A 17,710-nucleotide genomic window follows, 5' to 3' on the forward strand; every position below is an offset into this window, starting at 1 on the left:
CCGGTGTGAAAGCGTTGATTGAAAGGGTGGGCGAGCTGTCGCCGAAGGAACGCAAGGCCTTGGCGGTGATGCTCAAGCACAAGAACATCAATCTGTTCAGCGTCGCGCCGGTGTTCAAGCGTCAGCCCGAGGAACCACAACTGCTGTCCTATGCCCAGGAGCGGCAGTGGTTCCTCTGGCAGATGAGCCCCGAGAGCAGTGCTTATCACATCAGTGCCGCCCTGAAGTTGCAGGGCGCGCTCGACATCGCTGCGCTCGATGCCAGCTTTGCTGCGCTGGTGGCCCGTCATGAAAGCTTGCGCACCCGCTTCGTCCAGGATGACGAGCAGGTGCTGCAGGTGATCGATGCGCCGAACTGGGCCGGGATCGAGCAGCAGACCCTGGCCCTCGACGACGCGCCGCAACGACGCCAGGCGCAGTTGCAGGCGTGTGTCGAGGAGGAGATCCAGCGCCGCTTCGACCTGCAGGCCGGCCCGCTGTTGCGGGTCAAGCTGTTGCGGCTCGGCGAGCAGGAGCATGTGCTGGTGCTCACCCAACACCACATCGTCACCGATGGCTGGTCGATGCAGGTGATGATCGACGAGCTGGTCCAGCTGTACGCCGCCGCGTGCGAAGGGCGGACCGTGCAACTGCCGGCGCTGGCGGTGCAGTACGCCGACTACGCCTTGTGGCAGCGTCAGTGGATGGAGGCCGGTGAGCAGGAGCGTCAGTTGGCTTACTGGACCGAACGCCTGGGTAGCGAGCATCCGGTGCTCGAGCTGCCGTTCGACCATCCGCGCCCTGCGGAGCAGAGCCTGCGCGGCGCAAGCCTGGAGGTGAAGCTCGAGGCGCAGCTGTGCCGTGAACTGCGCAGTGTGGCGCAGGCGCAGGGCGTCACCCTGTTCATGCTGTTGCTGGCGTCGTATCAGGTCTTGCTGTACCGCTACAGTGGCCAGCGCGACCTGCGCATCGGCGTGCCGGTGGCCAACCGTAATCGCATGGAGACCGAGCGACTGGTCGGCTTCTTCGTCAACACCCTGGTGCAGCGCGTCGAGATCTCGGGGCAGACGACCGTGCGGGCGTTTCTCCAGCAGGTCAAGGCCGATGCCCTGGGCGCGCAGGCGCACCAGGACTTGCCGTTCGAGCAACTGGTCGAAGCACTGCGCCCGCAACGCACCCTCAGCCACAGCCCGCTGTTCCAGGTGATGTTCAATCACCAGGGTGGCGCGGCGCTGGGCGCTGGCGGTGACGGCGCCCAGGCGTCCGGCCTGCGTATCGAAAACCTCAAGAGCGAGGGCCATACCGCCCAGTTCGACCTGACCCTGAACATTCTGGAGCAGGGCGATGCGCTGGATGCGCAGTTCACCTACGCCCTGGACCTATTCGAGCCGGCGACCGCGCAGCGCCTGGCCCGGCACTGGCAGAACCTGCTGCAGGCGATGGTCGCCAACCTCGACTGCACGCTGGACGACCTGCCGTTGATCGCTGCCGACGAAGTGCGTGACACCCTGGCGCGCTGGAACGCCACGGCGGTCGAGTACCCGCTGGAGCACAGCGTCCAGGCGCTGATCCAGCGTCAGGTCGAGGCCACGCCGGACGCCACGGCGCTGGTGTTCGGCGAGCGTCAGCTCAGCTACCGCCAGCTCGACGCCCTGGCCAACCAGTGGGCGCACCGCCTGCAGGCGGCGGGCGTGGCCCCGGATGTGCTGGTGGGCGTGGCGGCCGAGCGCAGCGTGGAAATGGTCGTGGCCCTGCTGGCCGTGATCAAGGCCGGTGGCGCCTATGTGCCGCTGGACCCGGAATATCCGCGCGAGCGTTTGGCCTACATGATCGAGGACAGCGGCATCGAACTGCTGCTGACCCAATCGCACCTGCGCGAGCAGTTGCCGCTGCCGCAGGGCCTGGAGTGCCTGCTGCTCGACCAGCCGCTGAGCGGTTATGCCGAGCACGCGCCGGTGATCGAGGTCACGGGCGAGAACCTGGCCTATGTGATCTACACCTCCGGCTCCACCGGCAAGCCCAAGGGTGCGGGCAACCGCCACCGCGCTTTGACCAACCGTTTGTGCTGGATGCAACAGGCTTATGGCCTGACTGCCGGGGACCGGGTGTTGCAGAAAACCCCGTTCAGTTTCGACGTGTCGGTGTGGGAGTTCTTCTGGCCGCTGATGACCGGCGCTTGCCTGGTAGTCGCCGCGCCGGGGCTGCACCGCGACCCGGCGCAACTGATCGAGCTGATTCGCCGTGAACGCATCACCATGCTGCACTTCGTGCCGTCGATGCTGCAGGCCTTCGTTGCCGACCCTGCGGTGACGGGCTGCGACAGCCTGACCCGTATCGTTTGCAGCGGCGAGGCGCTGCCGGTGGATGCCCAGCGCCAGGTGTTCGACAAGCTGCCGAATGCCGGGCTGTACAACCTGTATGGCCCGACCGAAGCGGCGATCGACGTGACCCACTGGACCTGCCGCGAAGAAGGCCGCGACAGCGTGCCGATCGGCGAGCCGATCGCCAACTTGCAGACCTACGTGCTGGATGCCGGTCTCGGTCCGGTGGCGGTGGGCGTGGTGGGCGAGCTGTACCTGGGCGGCACCGGCCTGGCGCGCGGTTATCACCGCCGCCCTGGGCTGACTGCCGAACGCTTCGTCGCCAGCCCCTTCGGTGACGGCGAGCGGCTGTACCGCACCGGCGACCTGGCGCGCTACCGCGCCGACGGGGTGATCGAGTACATGGGGCGTATCGACCATCAGGTGAAGATTCGCGGGCTGCGCATCGAGCTGGGCGAGATCGAAGCACGGCTGATGGAGCAGGACGAAGTGCGCGAAGCCGTGGTGCTGGCGGTGCCGGGTGCCGGTGGCCTGCAACTGGCCGGTTATCTGGTGCCGAGCACGCCAGTGGCGGACGACGCGGCGGCCGAAGCCTTGCGCGCCACCTTGCGCGAGCGCCTCGGCGCGGTGCTGCCGGACTACATGGTGCCGGTGCACCTGCTGCTGCTCGAGCAACTGCCACTGAGCCCCAACGGCAAGCTGGAGCGTCGTGCGCTGCCGCACCCTGCGGTCGGCCAGTCGAAACAGGCCTATGTCGCGGCGCAGAGCGCCGTGGAAAAGACCCTCGCCGGGATCTGGCAGGACGTGCTCAAGTTGGAGCAGGTCGGGGTCAACGACAACTTCTTCGAACTGGGTGGCGACTCGATCATCTCCATCCAGGTGGTCAGCCGCGCGCGGCAGGCCGGTATCCGCTTCACGCCCAAGGACCTGTTCCGCCACCAGACCATCCAGGGCCTGGCCGGTGCGGTGCGCATCGAGGCCGGGGGCCAGGAGGCCGAGCAGGGGCCGGTGACCGGCCGGGCGGGGCTGCTGCCGATCCAGCAGGCGTTCTTCGCCTTGCCGCTGGCGCAGCGCGCGCACTGGAACCAATCGGTGTTGCTGCAGCCGACCCTGGCGCTGGACGCCGATGCCCTGGAGCGCGCCTTGCAGGCGCTGCTGGTGCAGCATGATGCGCTGCGCCTGGGTTTCACCGAGGTGGACGGGCAGTGGCAGGCACAGTTCCGTGAGGTGACCACGGTCGGTACGTTGCTGGAGCGGGTCGAGGGGGTACAGCCCGATGCCCTGCAAGCCCTGGGTGAGCGGGTGCAGCGTAGCCTCGACCTGGCCGACGGCCCGCTGGTCCGCGCCGTGCTGATCACCCTTGCCGACGACAGCCAGCGCCTGTTGCTGGTGATCCACCACCTGGTGGTCGATGGCGTGTCGTGGCGGGTGTTGTTCGACGACCTGCAAAGCGCCTACCAGCAGAGCCTGGCTGGCCAGGCACCGGACCTTGGGCCACGCACCAGCTCGGTCAAGGCCTGGGCCGAGCGCCTGGAAAGCTATGCGCACAGCGAGCAGGGCCAGGCGGAGCTTGCGTACTGGGAGCGTCTGCGCGAGGTGCAGGTGCACTGGCCTGTAGCCGCGCCGACGCAACCTCTGCTCAATCGCGACGCCGGCACGGTGCAGGTGCGCCTGGACGCGGCCTTGACCCGGCAATTGCTGCAGCAGGCGCCTGCGGCCTATCGCACCCAGATCAACGACCTGTTGATGACGGCCCTGGCGCGCACCCTGGTGGCCTGGACCGGTGACGAGCACGCCCTGGTGCAACTGGAAGGGCACGGGCGCGAAGCCTTGTTCGACGACATCGACCTGACCCGTACGGTCGGTTGGTTCAGTTCGATGTTCAGCGTGTGCCTGACGCCGGCTGCCGAGCTGGGAGCCTCGATCAAGCAGGTCAAGGAGCAACTGCGCGCCATTCCGCATCGCGGCGTCGGTTTCGGGGCGCTGCGTTACTACGGCGAGCCGCAGGTGCGTGCGCTGCTCGCGGCGTTGCCGCAGCCGCGGGTGACCTTCAACTACCTGGGCCAGTTCGACGGCAGTTTCGCCGTGGACGATGGTGCGCTGTTCACCCCGGCAAACGAGTCTGCCGGGGCGGAGCAGGGCGAGGATGCACCGCTGGGCAACTGGCTGACGGTCAATGGCCAGCTGTATGGCGGCGAGCTGAGCCTGAACTGGATCTTCAGCCGGGCGCAGTTCGCCCCCGACGAGATCCAGGCCCTGGCCGAGCGTTACATCGAACAGCTCGGCGCGTTGGTGCGTCACTGCGTGGAACTGCCGGTGCGCGGCGCGACGCCTTCGGATTTCCCGCTGTGCGGGCTCGATCAGGCCCAGCTCGAGCGCTTCCCCGGCCTGCTGGAGCAGGTCGAGGACATCTACCCGCTATCGCCGACCCAGCTGGGCATGCTGTTCCACACCCAGGAATCGGCGGCCAACCTGTACATCAACCAGACCAGCATCGAGGTCAAGGGCCTCGACGCCGAGGCGTTCATCGCCGCCTGGGCGCAGGTGGTGGCGCGCCACGAGATCCTGCGCACCGGTTTCTGGACCGCCAGCCACCTGGCCGAGCCGCTGCAGGTGGTCTACCGCCAAGGCAGCCTGCCGGCGCGCTGCCTGGACTGGCGCGAGCGCACCGTCGAGCCAGGCGCCTTGCAGGCGCTGGCCGATGAGGATTGTGCACGTGGCTTCGAGCTGCTCGAGGCGCCGCTGGCACGCCTGAGCGTGGTGCGCCTGGATGACGACACCACCCAACTGATCTGGACCAGCCACCATATCCTCATGGACGGCTGGTCCAATTCGCGCCTGATGGGCGAGGTCTTCGAGTGCTATGCCGGGCATCCGTTGCCCACCAAGCGCGGGCATTTCCGCGACTATATCGGTTGGTTGCGCGCGCAGCCGGCAGCGCGTCAGGAAGCCTTCTGGCGCGAGCGCCTGGCAGGGCTGGAGGGGCCGACCAGCCTCAGCAGCAGCCTGCCGTTGCCGGCCGATGCGCAGGCTGAAGGCCATGCGGCGCTGTACCTGGACTGGGATGGCGCACGCACCCAACGCCTGCGCGAGGTCGCCCAGCAATTGCGGGTGACCCCCAACACGCTGGTGCAGGCGGCTTGGCTGCTGCTGTTGCAGCGCCATACCGGGCAGCAGACCGTCTGCTTCGGCGCCACGGTGGCCGGGCGCCCGGCGGAGCTGGCAGGTTCGGGTGAAATGCTAGGCCTGTTCATCAACACCTTGCCGATCGTCCAGACCCTGTCCGATCAGCAGCCGCTGGACCAATGGCTGCAGGCCCTGCAGGCCTGGAACCTGGAGGTGCGCGACCATGAGCACACGGCGCTGGCCGATATCCAGCGCTGGGCCGGGCAGGGCGCCGGTGGCCTGTTCGACAGCATCATCGTGTTCGAGAACTATCCGGTGGACGAGCGCCTCGCCCAGGCCCAGGACCAACAGTTGCAGTTCGGCCAGGTGAGCACGCGTGACGTGACCAACTACGCCATGGACCTCGCGGTGCACCTGGGCGCGACCCTGAAGATCGAGTTCCTCTATCTGGTCGGGCGTTTCACGCCGGCCAGCGTCGAGCAGATCCTCGCCAGCTTCGAGACCTTGCTGCAGGCGATGCTCGACCAGCCGCAGGCTCGGCTTGGCAATCTCGGCCTGCTCGATCAGGCCGGGCAGCGGCAGTTGGTCGAAGCCAACCGCCTGGGTGGGCAGGCGCCGACGGCGCTGCTGGGCGAGCAGATCGCCCGCCACAGCCGCGAGCGCCCGACGCAGGTTGCGCTGGTGTGTGCCGGTCGCCAGTTGACCTACGCCCAACTCGAACAGCGGGCCAGCCGCCTGGCCGAGCTGCTGGTGGCGCAGGGTGTCGGCCCGGAAGTGCGGGTGGGCGTGGCCCTGCAGCGCTCGGTGGACATGGTGGTGGCGTTCTACGCCGTGATGAAGGCCGGTGGCGCCTATGTGCCGCTGGACATCGACTACCCCCGCGAGCGCCTGGACTGGATCCTCCAGGACAGCAACGCTGCCTTGATCCTCACCGAGCACAGCGTGCAGGCGCGCCTGCCGCAACGCGAGGGAGTGAACTGGCTGACCCTCGACAGCCTTGACCTCGACGTTGCGGGCATCACCCGTGGCGCCGCGACGGTGTCGCCCGACAACCTGGCCTACCTGATCTACACCTCGGGTTCGACCGGCAAGCCCAAGGGCGTGGCGGTCACCCATGGCCCACTGGCCATGCATTGCGCGGCGATCGCCGAGCGCTACGAAATGGACGCGCGCACCCGCGAGCTGCTGTTCATGTCGTTCGCCTTCGATGGCGCCCAGGAGCGCTGGCTGTCGACCCTGAGCAATGGCGGTTGCCTGGTGATCCGTCCGGGCGAACTGTGGACGCCCGAACAGACCTGGCAAGCGTTGCATGCCGAGCGCATCGACATCGCCTGCTTCCCGCCGGCCTACCTGCAACAACTGGCCGAGTACGCCGAAGGCCGCGAGCCGCCGGCAGTGCGCATCTACTGCTTCGGTGGCGATGCGGTGGCCCAGGCCAACTACGACCTGGTGCGCCGCAACCTGCGCCCGCAGGCGCTGACCAATGGCTACGGCCCGACCGAAACCGTGGTCACGCCGCTGCTCTGGCGCGTTGCCGCCAACCAACCGTGCGAGGCGGTGTACGCACCGATCGGCACCCGGGTCGGCGAGCGCACCTTGTATGTACTGGACGCTGCCCTCAATCCGGTGCCGGACGGGGTTGCCGGTGAGCTCTACATCGGCGGTGAGGGCCTGGCGCGCGGCTACCATCAGCGTCCGGACGTGACGGCCGAGCGTTTCGTCTGTGACCCGTTCGCGCAGGCGGGCGGGCGTCTGTACCGCACTGGCGACCTGGTGCGCCGTCGCGCCGATGGCGTGTTCGACTACCTCGGCCGCCTCGACAACCAGGTCAAGGTCCGCGGTTTCCGTATCGAGCTGGGCGAGATCGAGGCGCGCCTGCGTGGGCGGGCCGAGGTACGCGATGCCGTGGTGGTCGCGCGGGAGGTCAATGGCAGCAAGCAACTGGTCGCCTACGTGGTGGCCGAGGCGGGTGACAACCTGGCCGAAAGCCTGCGTGCGCACCTGGCCGATGAACTGCCGGACTACATGGTCCCGGCGCAGATCATCCTGCTCGCCGCGCTGCCGCTGAGCGCCAATGGCAAGCTCGACCGTAAGGCCCTGCCTGACCCGCAGTTCAAGGCGCGTGAGCACGTGCCGGCCAGTACGCCGCAGGAACAGGCGCTGGTGCGTATCTGGCAGGAGGTGCTGGAGCTCGACCAGGTCGGGATCACCGACAACTTCTTCGAACTGGGCGGCGACTCGCTGCGCGTGCTCAAGGTGCTGGGCAAGGTCCGCGCGGCACCTGAGCTGGGCCTGAGCCTGAAGCTGCGCGACATCATGAGCAAACCGACCATCGCCCAACTGTGCGGCAGCGAACGCAAGCCGCAGGCGCCGGATCCGCTGTTGGCGCTCAACCGTATCGTCGACGGCAGCTCGCCGCTGTTCTGCCTGCATGCCGGCTTCGGCACGGTGTTCGACTACGAGCCGCTGGCCCGCCACCTGGATGGGCAGTGCACGGTCTATGGCCTGCAATGCCGCATGCTGCTGGACCGCGAGTGGCAGGACAGCTCATTGGCGGCAATGGCTGGCGACTACGCCCAAGTCGTGCTGCGCAAGCAGCCCGAAGGGCCGCTGCGGCTGTTGGGCTGGTCGCTGGGTGGGCCGTTGGCGGTGCTGGTGGCCGCCGAGCTGATCCGCCTCGGCCGCGAAGTCAGCCTGCTGGGGCTGGTGGACAGTTACCTGCCGGGGCTGGCCGCAGCGGGCGGCGACTGGCGTGACGACTTCCACGGTTTCGTGGCGGTCACCCTGGGCGATGCGCCCGCAGCGGCGCTCGACCCCGCAACGCTGACGCAACTGGACTCCGATGCGTTGGCGGTGCAGATCGGGCAACTGCGCGAGCAGGGCAGCACCTCCGAGGTGTATGCCCGAATCGAGGCACAGGACCTGGCCCACACCTTCGTCGTGGCCATGCGCCTGAAAGCCCTGGGTGAGGCCTTGCACAGCCTGCCTGCGGTGGCGGCCGAAGCGCGCTGCTGGTGGGGCGAAGTCGTCGGCAGCCGCGAGCGTGCCAGTTTCGAAGCGGCGCTCGGGCAGTGCCAGGCCAGTGCGGTGGTGGCGGCAGGGCACTTCGAATTGCTGCAGCACCCCAGCGTACTGGCGGATATCCGCGACAGCCTGGCCCCGACGTTCAGTCATTGAAACCTCGGGCGTCCGCCGCATCGGCGGGCGCCCGTATCGCGTCTTCCGAGGATTTTCCCAATGTCTCTGCATCCTGACCTGGCCGGTTTTCTCGAACTGGTCGAACTGGGCCGACTGACCGGTGCCAGCCAACCCATGCACCAGATGAGCGTCGAGCAGGCCCGTGCCGAATTCGAGCGCAGCTCCCAGGTGCTCGACCCGAGCCCGCCTGATGACCTGCAGGTCGAGCACCTGCAGATGGTGGATGGTGACGGCCAACCGCTGCCGGCACGGTTGTACCGTCGGCAGTCGCCGGTGGACGGTCTGCAGCCGGTGCTGTTGTATTTTCACGGTGGCGGCTATGTGGTCGGCAGCCTCGACTCCCACGATGCGGTATGTCGCCGCCTGGCGATGTGCAGCGATTTTGCGGTCCTCGCGCCAGCCTACCGCCTGGCGCCGGAAGCACCCTTCCCGGCGGCTGCGGACGATGCCCTGGCCAGTGCCCGCTGGCTGGAGGAACACGGCGAGGCGCAGCGCCTGGATGCCCGCCGGGTGGTGGTCAGTGGCGACAGCGCCGGGGCCAGCCTGGCCATCGTCGTCGCCGCCGTGGCCGCGCAGCAGCCGGAGAAGGCGGCGTTGCGTCCGTTGGCGCAGTTGCTGTTTTATCCGGTCACCGATATCAGTTGCCAGCGGCCGTCCCATGGGAAATTTGCCGAGGGTTACCTGCTCGAGAGCGAAACCCTGGAATGGTTCTACCGGCACTACGTGCGTGACGCATCGCAGCGCCTCGATTGGCGGGTGTCGCCGTTGCACCTGACGGCGCTCGAAGGGCTGGCGCCCACCTGGATGGCCCTGGCCGGGCATGATCCGTTGCTCGATGAAGGTGTTGCCTGGGCGCACGCCCTGGAAAAGGCCGGTGTGCCGCTGCAGTGGCGGGTGGAAGAGGCACTGACCCACGATTTCCTGCGGATGCAGGGGATGGTCGAGGCCGTGGAGGGGATTTATGCCGAAGTGGGGCGCTGGTTGAAGGCGGTCGGCGCAGGTTGTCAATCAAACGGTAATATCTGATAGCCATATTGGCCGGCCATCAACAATCACAATGGTCGCCCCAACATGCATTTCACGCCGCACCGTCTGGCCCTGTGTGTCGCCCTGGCCAGTGCTGCCCTGGCCGCCAACGCCACCGATTACCAGGTTGGCAATGCCAGTACCAGCACGCTGGAACTCAAGAAGGGCGACACGCTCAAGGTGACGCCGACCGGCAGCATCGTCTCGGGTGCCGACGACGGGGTGATCCTGCCCAAGCAGACCAGTGGCACTACGGTCAGCGTCGACAATGCCGGGATCATTCGCTCCACTGTGGCCCGTGGTATCGACACCAAGGATGGCGGCACCGACCAGAGCTTCTTCGTCATCACCAACCGCGCCGGGGCGTTGATCCAGGGTACCAACGACGGTATCCGTTTCCAGACCAACCCCAGCGCGGGCGGCAGCCTCAAGATCAGCAACGCCGGGACCATCGAATCCATTACCGATGGCCAGGCCATCGATCTGGAGGCCCTCAACAACCCAGGTTTCAGCACCACCCTGGTGAACGAGGCGAGCGGCGTGATCCACGCCGTGGGCAACGACGCGATCAAGACCGGCTCCAACGCCACCATCACCAACTACGGGCGTATCTATACCGACACCGCGCCCCAGGATGCCAAGGGCCTGGACCAGAAATACGACGGCATCAAGATCGGTACTTCGACCGGCGTCACCGTGTACAACTACGGCAGCATCAGTGCCGACCGTCACGGCATCGACCTCAAGACCGACGCCACCCTCTACAACTATGCCGGTGCCAGCGTCACCGGGCGCAACGGCTCGGGCTTCGGCTCCGACGGCACCGGCACCGTGTACAACTGGGGCACCATCACCGGTGCCATCGCCGATGGCAAGATCAATGGCGATGGCGACGGCGTCGATATCGACTTCATCGGCCACGTCTACAACGCCGGCACCATCCAGGGCCTGGGCGCCAAGGGCGTGGACAGCGGCGGGCGGCCCAACGGCAGCGAAGGCATCGCCATGGGTGGCGGTACGGTCACCAACACCAGCACCGGCCTGATCCGCAGCGTCGACAACGGCATTTTGGTGGACGACGGTGCCGAAGGTTCGGGCGTCGGCGCCACCACCATCGACAACGCCGGCATCATTCGTGGCGAGCGTGGCTTCGGCATCAAGCTGGTCGGCAACTTCGATGACACCGTGATCAACAGCGGCACCATCAGCGGCGGCAACGGCCTGGCATTGAGCATGGGCGGCGGCGACGACCGCCTGATCGTGCGTACCGGTGGGGTGTTCAATGGCCTGGTGGATGCAGGCGATGGCGTCGATACGCTGCAGCTCGAGGGCAGCGGCCAGTTCGGCAACAGCGCCAACTTCGAGAAGCTGCTGGTCTCCGGGGGCACCTGGACGCTGAGCAGCGTCAACGATTTCAGCCAGGGTGGCGAGATCACCCGGGGCGCCGCGCTGGTCAACCAGGGCAGCGTGCTCGGCAGTTTGCGGGTAGACCGGGGGGCGACCTACGCGGGCGGTGGTGTGGTCGGTGGTCTCGACGTCAGGGGCACGATGCTGACCAACACCGGGCTGGGCGTGGCCACGGTCAAGGGCGACCTGAAGTTCGATTCGGGCGCCAGCCTGGTCTATGGCGTCAACGCCGACGGCAGCAGCGCGCCGATCACCGTCACCGGTACCGCCAATCTGGGCGGTGCCACCCTGCGCATCCAGCCGACGCCTGGCCAGTACCCCTGGCAAAGCCAGTACACCGTGCTCAACGCCGGTGCGATCAACGGCACCTTTGGCCAGGTCACCAGCGACTACGCCTTCCTCACCCCGAAACTGAGCTACAGCAGCCAGTCGGTAGGCCTGACCTACACCCGCAACGACGTCGCCTTCGACCAGTTCGCCCGCAGCGCCAACGCTGGCGCTGCGGCGCGCAGCCTGGCCAGCCTGGGCAGCGGCAGTGCGCTGTACAGTGCGCTGCTCAATACCTCGAACGCCAGCGCGGGCAATGCCATCGAGCAACTGTCGGGCAGCAACACCGCCAACCTCGCTGCGGCCACCCTGGCCGGTAGCGCCCAGGTGGGCAGCACCATGCTCGGCGCCTTGCAGTCGATGGGCAGCAATGCCGGGTTGCTGGTGGGCCTGGATCAGCAGGACACCCCGGTGCTCGCTGCCACCGGCTTGCCCCAGGGCGTGCGCAACCTCAACGACCCGAACGCCCAGGGGCGAGTGTGGGGCCAGGCGCTGGGCAGCTACGGCAAGGTCGATGGCAGCCACGGCGCCAGCAGCCTGGAACAGCGCACCGGCGGCGCGGTGATGGGCCTGGACTGGGCGGTGGGCAGCGACTGGCGCCTGGGCGTGCTGGGCGGCTACTCGCGCACCCGCCTGGACGCCAGCGGCCTGGACGGCAAGGTGCGCAGCTGGCATGCCGGCCTCTACGCCCAACGCCAGAGTGGCCCGCTGGCCCTGCGCCTGGGTGCGGCGTACAGCAGCCATGACGGCGACAGCAAGCGCAGCGTGGCCTTCGATGGCTTCGATGAGCGGCTGAAGGGCAACTACGATGCCGACAGCCAGCAGGCCTTCGCCGAGCTGGGTTATGCTCTGGGCAGTGGGCGCCTGAGTGCCGAGCCTTTCGCCAACCTGGGCTACCAGCGCTATCACCGCGACAGCTACCGCGAGAAGGGCGGCGATGCTGCGTTGGCGGTGGATGCCGACACGCAGGACAATGTCACCAGTACCTTCGGCGTGCGCATCGCACACCTGGGGCAACTGGACAACGGCATGAGCCTGACGCCCCGCGCCAGCCTGGGCTGGCGCCACACCTATGGCAACCTCGACACCCGCACGCGCCAGGCGTTCCTGGCCGGCGGCGATGCGTTCAGCGTCCAGGGCAGTGCGCTGGACCGTGACAGCCTGGTCGTCGAGGCCGGGCTGGAGCTGGGGCTCAGTGCACGGCAGAGTGTGGGCCTGGGCTACAACGGCGACTTGGGCAGCAATGCGCGTAATCACGCCGTGATGGGGCAATGGCAGTTGAAGTTCTGATCGCCCGTCGATACACCTGAAGCCGGGGCCGCAAAGGCCCCGGCAGCGTTTCAGCGCAGGTCGCGTTCCAGCGACTTCCATAGCTCGAGCATGGTCGGGTTGCTGTTGCCGATCGAGCGGAATGACCAGATTTCCAGTTCCGCGCTCCACTCGTCCCCGCCTGCGCGCACCAGCCGACCGCTGGCCAGTTCCTCCTCGACCGCCGACTCCGGCAGCCAGGCGATGCCATAGCCCTCGCGGGCCATGCGCATCAGGTGCATGGCCATGTCGGCTTCGTAGAAGCGCTTGAGGTGAGGTTGCGCGTTGCCCTGCAGCAGCACATCCACCACCCGCCCGAGAAACGAGGTAGAGGTGTAGGCGAGGTAGGGGAGGGGCTTGCCCGCTGCCCCCGGCAGGGCGAACAGCGGGCGCCCATCTGCGTCGGGCGCCGACACCGGGAAGAAGGCATCGCTGCCCAGGCGCAGACCGACGAACTTGTCGGGGTCGAGGATGATCGGTGCACGCGGGTGGCTGTAGCCGATCATCAGGTCGCAGCTGCCTTCGGCCAGAGCGATGACCGCCTCCTGCACGTTGGCGGCCAGCACCCGCGCATTGAAGTAGCCGTAGCGCCGCTGGAAACCGGCGAACCAGGTGGGCAGGAAGGTCATCGACAGGGTGTGCCCGGCCACCACCTGGATCGAGCGCCCGGGCATGCGCTCGCCGCGGCGCAGCGCCGAGCGCAGGTCATGGAAGATCGACAGCGCGTCTCGGCCCTCGTCGCAGAAGGTCTTGCCGGCGGCGGTCAGTTGCACCGGATAGGTACTGCGGTCGACCAGCTCGACGCCGACCCATTCCTCCAGCGAGCGAATGCGTCGCGACAGCGCGGACTGAGTGATGCAGCGGATCTCGGCCGCGCGGGAAAAGCTCTTGGTTTCGGCGATGGCCAGCAGGTCATCGATCCATTTTGTCTGCATGGTGGTGGTCCTGTGGTTGGTGCGCAGACTCTGCAGCCGCATCCTGTGGGAGCGGGCTTGTCCCGCGATCGGGCGCGTAGCGGCCGCAAGCCAGGCAACCGAGATCTTTCTGATGTGACTCGGTGTCCGGTGTTATGGCCGCTGCGCGCCCAATCGTGGGACAAGTCGCAGCGGCGAACCGCCGCTGCTACAGGTTAGTGGGGCGGTTCAATGCCGGATTTTATCCTCGCTTCGCCGCGAATTCACCGCCATTCGACAACTATGCGAATTACGCATGAACCCATCGCGCATCCTCATCAACTGCCCCGGCCGTGCGTCGTAGCCTGTTGCTGTCCCTCCCGCATTCGACAGACAGAGGTCGAGATGAATAACAAGAAACTACCCCGTTACATCGCCGTGGCGATCCTGCTCGGCATCGTCGTCGGCTGGCTGTGCAACACCTACGCAGGCTCCGCGGACGCCGCCAAGCAGATTGCCGGTTACTTCAGCCTGGTCACCGATATCTTCCTGCGCATGATCAAGATGATCATCGCCCCCCTGGTGTTCGCCACCCTGGTCGCAGGGATCAGCAGCCTGGGCAATTCCGGTTCGGTGGGGCGCATCGGCCTGCGCTCGATGATCTGGTTCGTCAGCGCCTCGGTGTTCTCCCTGGCCCTGGGCATGCTGCTGGTGAACCTGTTCCAGCCTGGCGCCCACCTGAACCTGAGCGTGGAGTCGGGCCAGGCAGTGAGCTCGGTGGCGGTCAACGCCGGGGACTTCAGCCTCAAGACCTTCATCAGCCATGTGTTCCCGCGCAGCATCGCCGAAGCCATGGCCAACAACGAGATCCTGCAGATCGTGGTGTTCTCGCTGTTCTTCGGGCTGGCGCTGGCGTTCGTCAAGCAACGAGGCAACACCCGCATCGGCGAGCTGGTGGACGAGCTGGCCAAGGTGATGTTCCGCATCACCGACTACGTGATGATGTTCGCTCCGGCCGGCGTCTTCGCCGCGCTGGCCGCTGCCGTCACCACCCAGGGCATCGGCCTGCTGTTCGACTATGGCAAGCTGATCGGCCAGTTCTACCTGGGCATCCTGCTGCTGTGGCTGGCGCTGTTCGCGGTGGGCTACGGTTTCCTCGGGCGCCCGGTGTTCACCCTGGGCAAGCTGATCCGCGAGCCGGTGCTGCTGGCGTTCTCCACTGCGAGCAGCGAATCGGCCTACCCCAAGACCATCGATGCGCTGGAGAAATTCGGTGCACCCAAGCGCGTGTCGAGCTTCGTCCTGCCGCTGGGCTACTCCTTCAACCTCGACGGCTCGATGATGTACCAGGCCTTCGCGATCATGTTCATCGCCCAGGCCTACAACATCGAGCTGAGCTTCACCCAGCAAGTGCTGATCCTGTTGACCCTGATGGTCACCAGCAAGGGCATGGCCGGGGTGGCGCGGGCCTCGGTGGTGGTGGTCGCGGCCACGCTGCCGATGTTCCACCTGCCCGAGGCCGGGCTGTTGCTGATCCTGGCGATCGACCAGTTCCTCGACATGGGCCGTACCGCGACCAACGTGGTGGGCAACAGCATCGCCACGGCGGTGATCGCCGACCTCGAACGGCGCCATGAGGATGCCCCGACGCCTGTCGAACCTGCGCTGAAACCTGCCACCCACGCCTGATCCGGACCGTCCCATGAAAAGCCCACGCAAGACCGCCAACGCGCGCACTCTCGGCATCATCGGCGGCCTCGGCTCGCTGGCCGGTGGCGACCTGTTCCTCAAGCTGCTCAAGAGCCAGCCCCTGCTGGCCGAACAGGGCCGCTACCACCTGCTGTTCGAGCAGCACCCGTTCAAGGACCTGGCGTTGCCGCTCAGCGCGGGCGCGAGCATGACCTCGCGCAAGCTCTACGTGTTCCAGGTCTGCCAGGGCTATGCCGACAGCGGTGCCGACGCCGTGCTGGTGCCGTGCTTCGCCAGTCATACCTTCATCGACGAACTGCGCGCCGAGCTGCAGATCGCCATCGTCGACCTGATGGCGGCGCTCAAGGCCCATGTGGCGCACATCGCCCCGCCCGGTGCGCGCCTGGGCGTGCTGGCTTCGGACTATGTGCGCGCTTCGGGGTTGTTCGAGCGGCATCTTGCCGACGACTACGAACTGATCCATCCCTCGCCGGTGCAGCAGGCGGCGTTGATGGAGGCGGTGTACGGGCCTGCAGGCATCAAGGCCGGACATCTGGATGGGGTGGCGCTGGAGCTGCTGCATCAGGTTTGCCTGGAGCTCGAGGGCCAGGGCGCGACGCTGTTGCTGCCGGGCATGACCGAGCTGTCGTTGCTGGTGCCGGAGCTGATGCGCCGTGGCATTCACTGCGTCGATGCCAACCAGGTGTATGCCGATTTCGCCAGCGCCACCGACTCGCTGCCCAGCCTTGCGCCGTTCAAGCTGGGGATCGTCGGTGGCGTGGGGCCGGCGGCGACCGTGGACTTCATGGGCAAGGTAGTGAAGAACACCCCGGCCGGGCGTGACCAGGACCATATCAGGATGGTGGTCGAACAGAACCCGCAGATTCCCGATCGCACCGCCAACCTGCTGCGCCAGGAGGCCGACCCGACCGTGGCGATGTACGCGACCTGTCGCCGCCTGGAAGAGGAGGGCGCCGATGCCATCGCGATCCCGTGCAACACCGCGCATGCCTATGTCGAGCGGATCCAGGAGCATCTGGCGGTGCCGATCGTCAACATGCTGAGCGAGACCATCGATTTCATTCTGCACCGCTATGGTCGTGAGGTGCGGGTGGGGCTGCTGGCGACCTCGGGCACGTTGCAGAGTGGGGTCTATCACGCGGCGGCCGAACGCGTCGGCCTGTCGCTGCTGGTGCCGGACGATGCGGCGCAGGCGCGGGTGATGCGTGCGATCTATGGTGAGGAAGGCGTCAAGGCGGGGTTTACCGAAGGGCAGTGTCGGGATGACCTGCTGGCAGGCGCCGGGCAACTGGTCGGGCAGGGCGCGCGGGTGTTGATCCTGGGTTGTACCGAATTGCCGTTGATTCTGGCCCAGGCCGATGGCTTCCCCATCGACGGGGTACAGGTGGCACTGGTGGACCCGACCGATGTGCTGGCGCGCCGCTGCGTGGCGTTGGCGCGAGGGCTGAGGTAAGCGCAGCGGGCATGCCCGCTGCCGCAGGAGGTGCTGTGGTCAGTTTTGGTAATCGCGCCCCTCGCGATCCAGTTGCCGGATCAACGCATCCCAGTGCCGCTGGATCCCTTCGCCAAGCCCGTCGGAAAAGCGCTTCGACTGCTCATGCACCTTGGCAATCGCCGCCGGGGAGGCGTACTGCAGCTGGTCGTTGCCACCGGCCTGGGCGGCGATCTGGATGTTGCAGGCGCGCTCCAGGCCGTGCAGCTCACGGAAGGCATGCTCGACGCTGATGCCGCCGGTGAGCAAGCCGTGATTGCGCAGGATCAGGATATTGCTTTGCCCCAGGTTGGCCACCAGGCGCTGCTGTTCATCCAGGTCCAGCGCGACGCCCTCGTAGTCGTGATACACCACGCGGCTGTAATAGGCCAACGCATGCTGGGAGACCGGCAGCAGGCCGTCACGCTGGGCAGACACCGCCGCGCCATCGCGGGTGTGGGTGTGCAATACGGCCTTGAGGTCGGGGCGGGCGCGATGGATCGCGCTGTGGATGACGTAGCCGGCCTGGTTGATGCCCAGGCCCAGCGGGTCGTCGATGATCGTGCCGTCGACATCCACCTTGACCAGGTTCGACGCGGTGATTTCGTCGAACAGCAGGCCGAAGGCGTTGATCAGGAAGTGCTCGTCCGGGCCGGGAACCCGTGCCGAGAAGTGCGTGTAGATGTGATCGGTCCAGCGGAACAGGGCCGCCAGGCGATAGGCGGCGGCGAGCTTGACCCGCACCTCCCATTCCTCGGCGCTGACCCGTAGGCGCACGGCCTCCTGGCTGGGAGGTACGACGGACAGTGAACTCATGCGGTGCTCCAGTGCAAGCAGTACGGTGTGAACAGGACCGTAGGCGTCTGGCGCAACGCTGTAAAAGTCTTTTTGGTTCTATGCTAATTATTCGTTTTAAGAATTATCTTTTTTGTTTTTATGCAAGG

General features: G+C 66.8%; 7 protein-coding genes. 5 read left to right on the forward strand and 2 right to left on the reverse strand.

Annotated elements, in window-relative coordinates; all coding sequences use genetic code 11:
* Positions 1-5 precede the first annotated feature (5 nt).
* The 3 genes from AB688_RS12610 to AB688_RS12620 are packed head-to-tail and all read left to right on the forward strand — an operon-like array spanning position 6 to position 12,674.
* Entirely contained in the window at positions 6-8,603 is an 8,598-nt protein-coding gene (locus AB688_RS12610) for a non-ribosomal peptide synthetase (RefSeq protein ID WP_063544442.1), read from the forward strand.
* 60 nt (positions 8,604-8,663) lie between these two features.
* A complete protein-coding gene (locus tag AB688_RS12615) occupies positions 8,664-9,650 on the forward strand; it encodes an alpha/beta hydrolase (RefSeq protein WP_063544444.1) in 987 nt (328 codons plus the stop codon).
* Between the two features lie 45 nt (positions 9,651-9,695).
* Positions 9,696-12,674 (forward strand): autotransporter outer membrane beta-barrel domain-containing protein, encoded by a 2,979-nt coding sequence (locus tag AB688_RS12620; RefSeq protein ID WP_063544446.1) that lies wholly within the window; start codon positions 9,696-9,698, stop codon positions 12,672-12,674.
* Between the two features lie 50 nt (positions 12,675-12,724).
* On the opposite strand, the gene AB688_RS12625 is transcribed toward AB688_RS12620, so the two are convergent.
* Entirely contained in the window at positions 12,725-13,627 is a 903-nt protein-coding gene (locus AB688_RS12625) for a LysR substrate-binding domain-containing protein (RefSeq protein WP_063544448.1), read from the reverse strand.
* Positions 13,628-13,990: 363 nt separating this feature from the next.
* Here AB688_RS12625 and AB688_RS12630 point away from each other — a divergent pair, with 363 nt between their 5' ends.
* Together AB688_RS12630 and AB688_RS12635 are read left to right on the forward strand one after the other, a co-directional pair.
* Complete coding sequence (locus tag AB688_RS12630; protein WP_063544450.1) at positions 13,991-15,274, forward strand: dicarboxylate/amino acid:cation symporter; 1,284 nt, start codon at positions 13,991-13,993, stop codon at positions 15,272-15,274.
* Between the two features lie 13 nt (positions 15,275-15,287).
* Positions 15,288-16,748, forward strand: a complete 1,461-nt coding sequence (locus AB688_RS12635) for an aspartate/glutamate racemase family protein (protein ID WP_063544452.1) — start codon at positions 15,288-15,290, stop codon at positions 16,746-16,748.
* 39 nt (positions 16,749-16,787) lie between these two features.
* Here AB688_RS12635 and AB688_RS12640 read toward each other — a convergent pair whose 3' ends face one another.
* On the reverse strand, positions 16,788-17,582 hold the full coding sequence (locus tag AB688_RS12640) for a class II aldolase/adducin family protein (RefSeq protein ID WP_063544454.1): 795 nt from the start codon (positions 17,580-17,582) through the stop codon (positions 16,788-16,790).
* Positions 17,583-17,710 lie beyond the last annotated feature (128 nt).

The organism is Pseudomonas putida (assembly GCF_001636055.1).
GTDB lineage: Bacteria > Pseudomonadota > Gammaproteobacteria > Pseudomonadales > Pseudomonadaceae > Aquipseudomonas > Aquipseudomonas machongensis.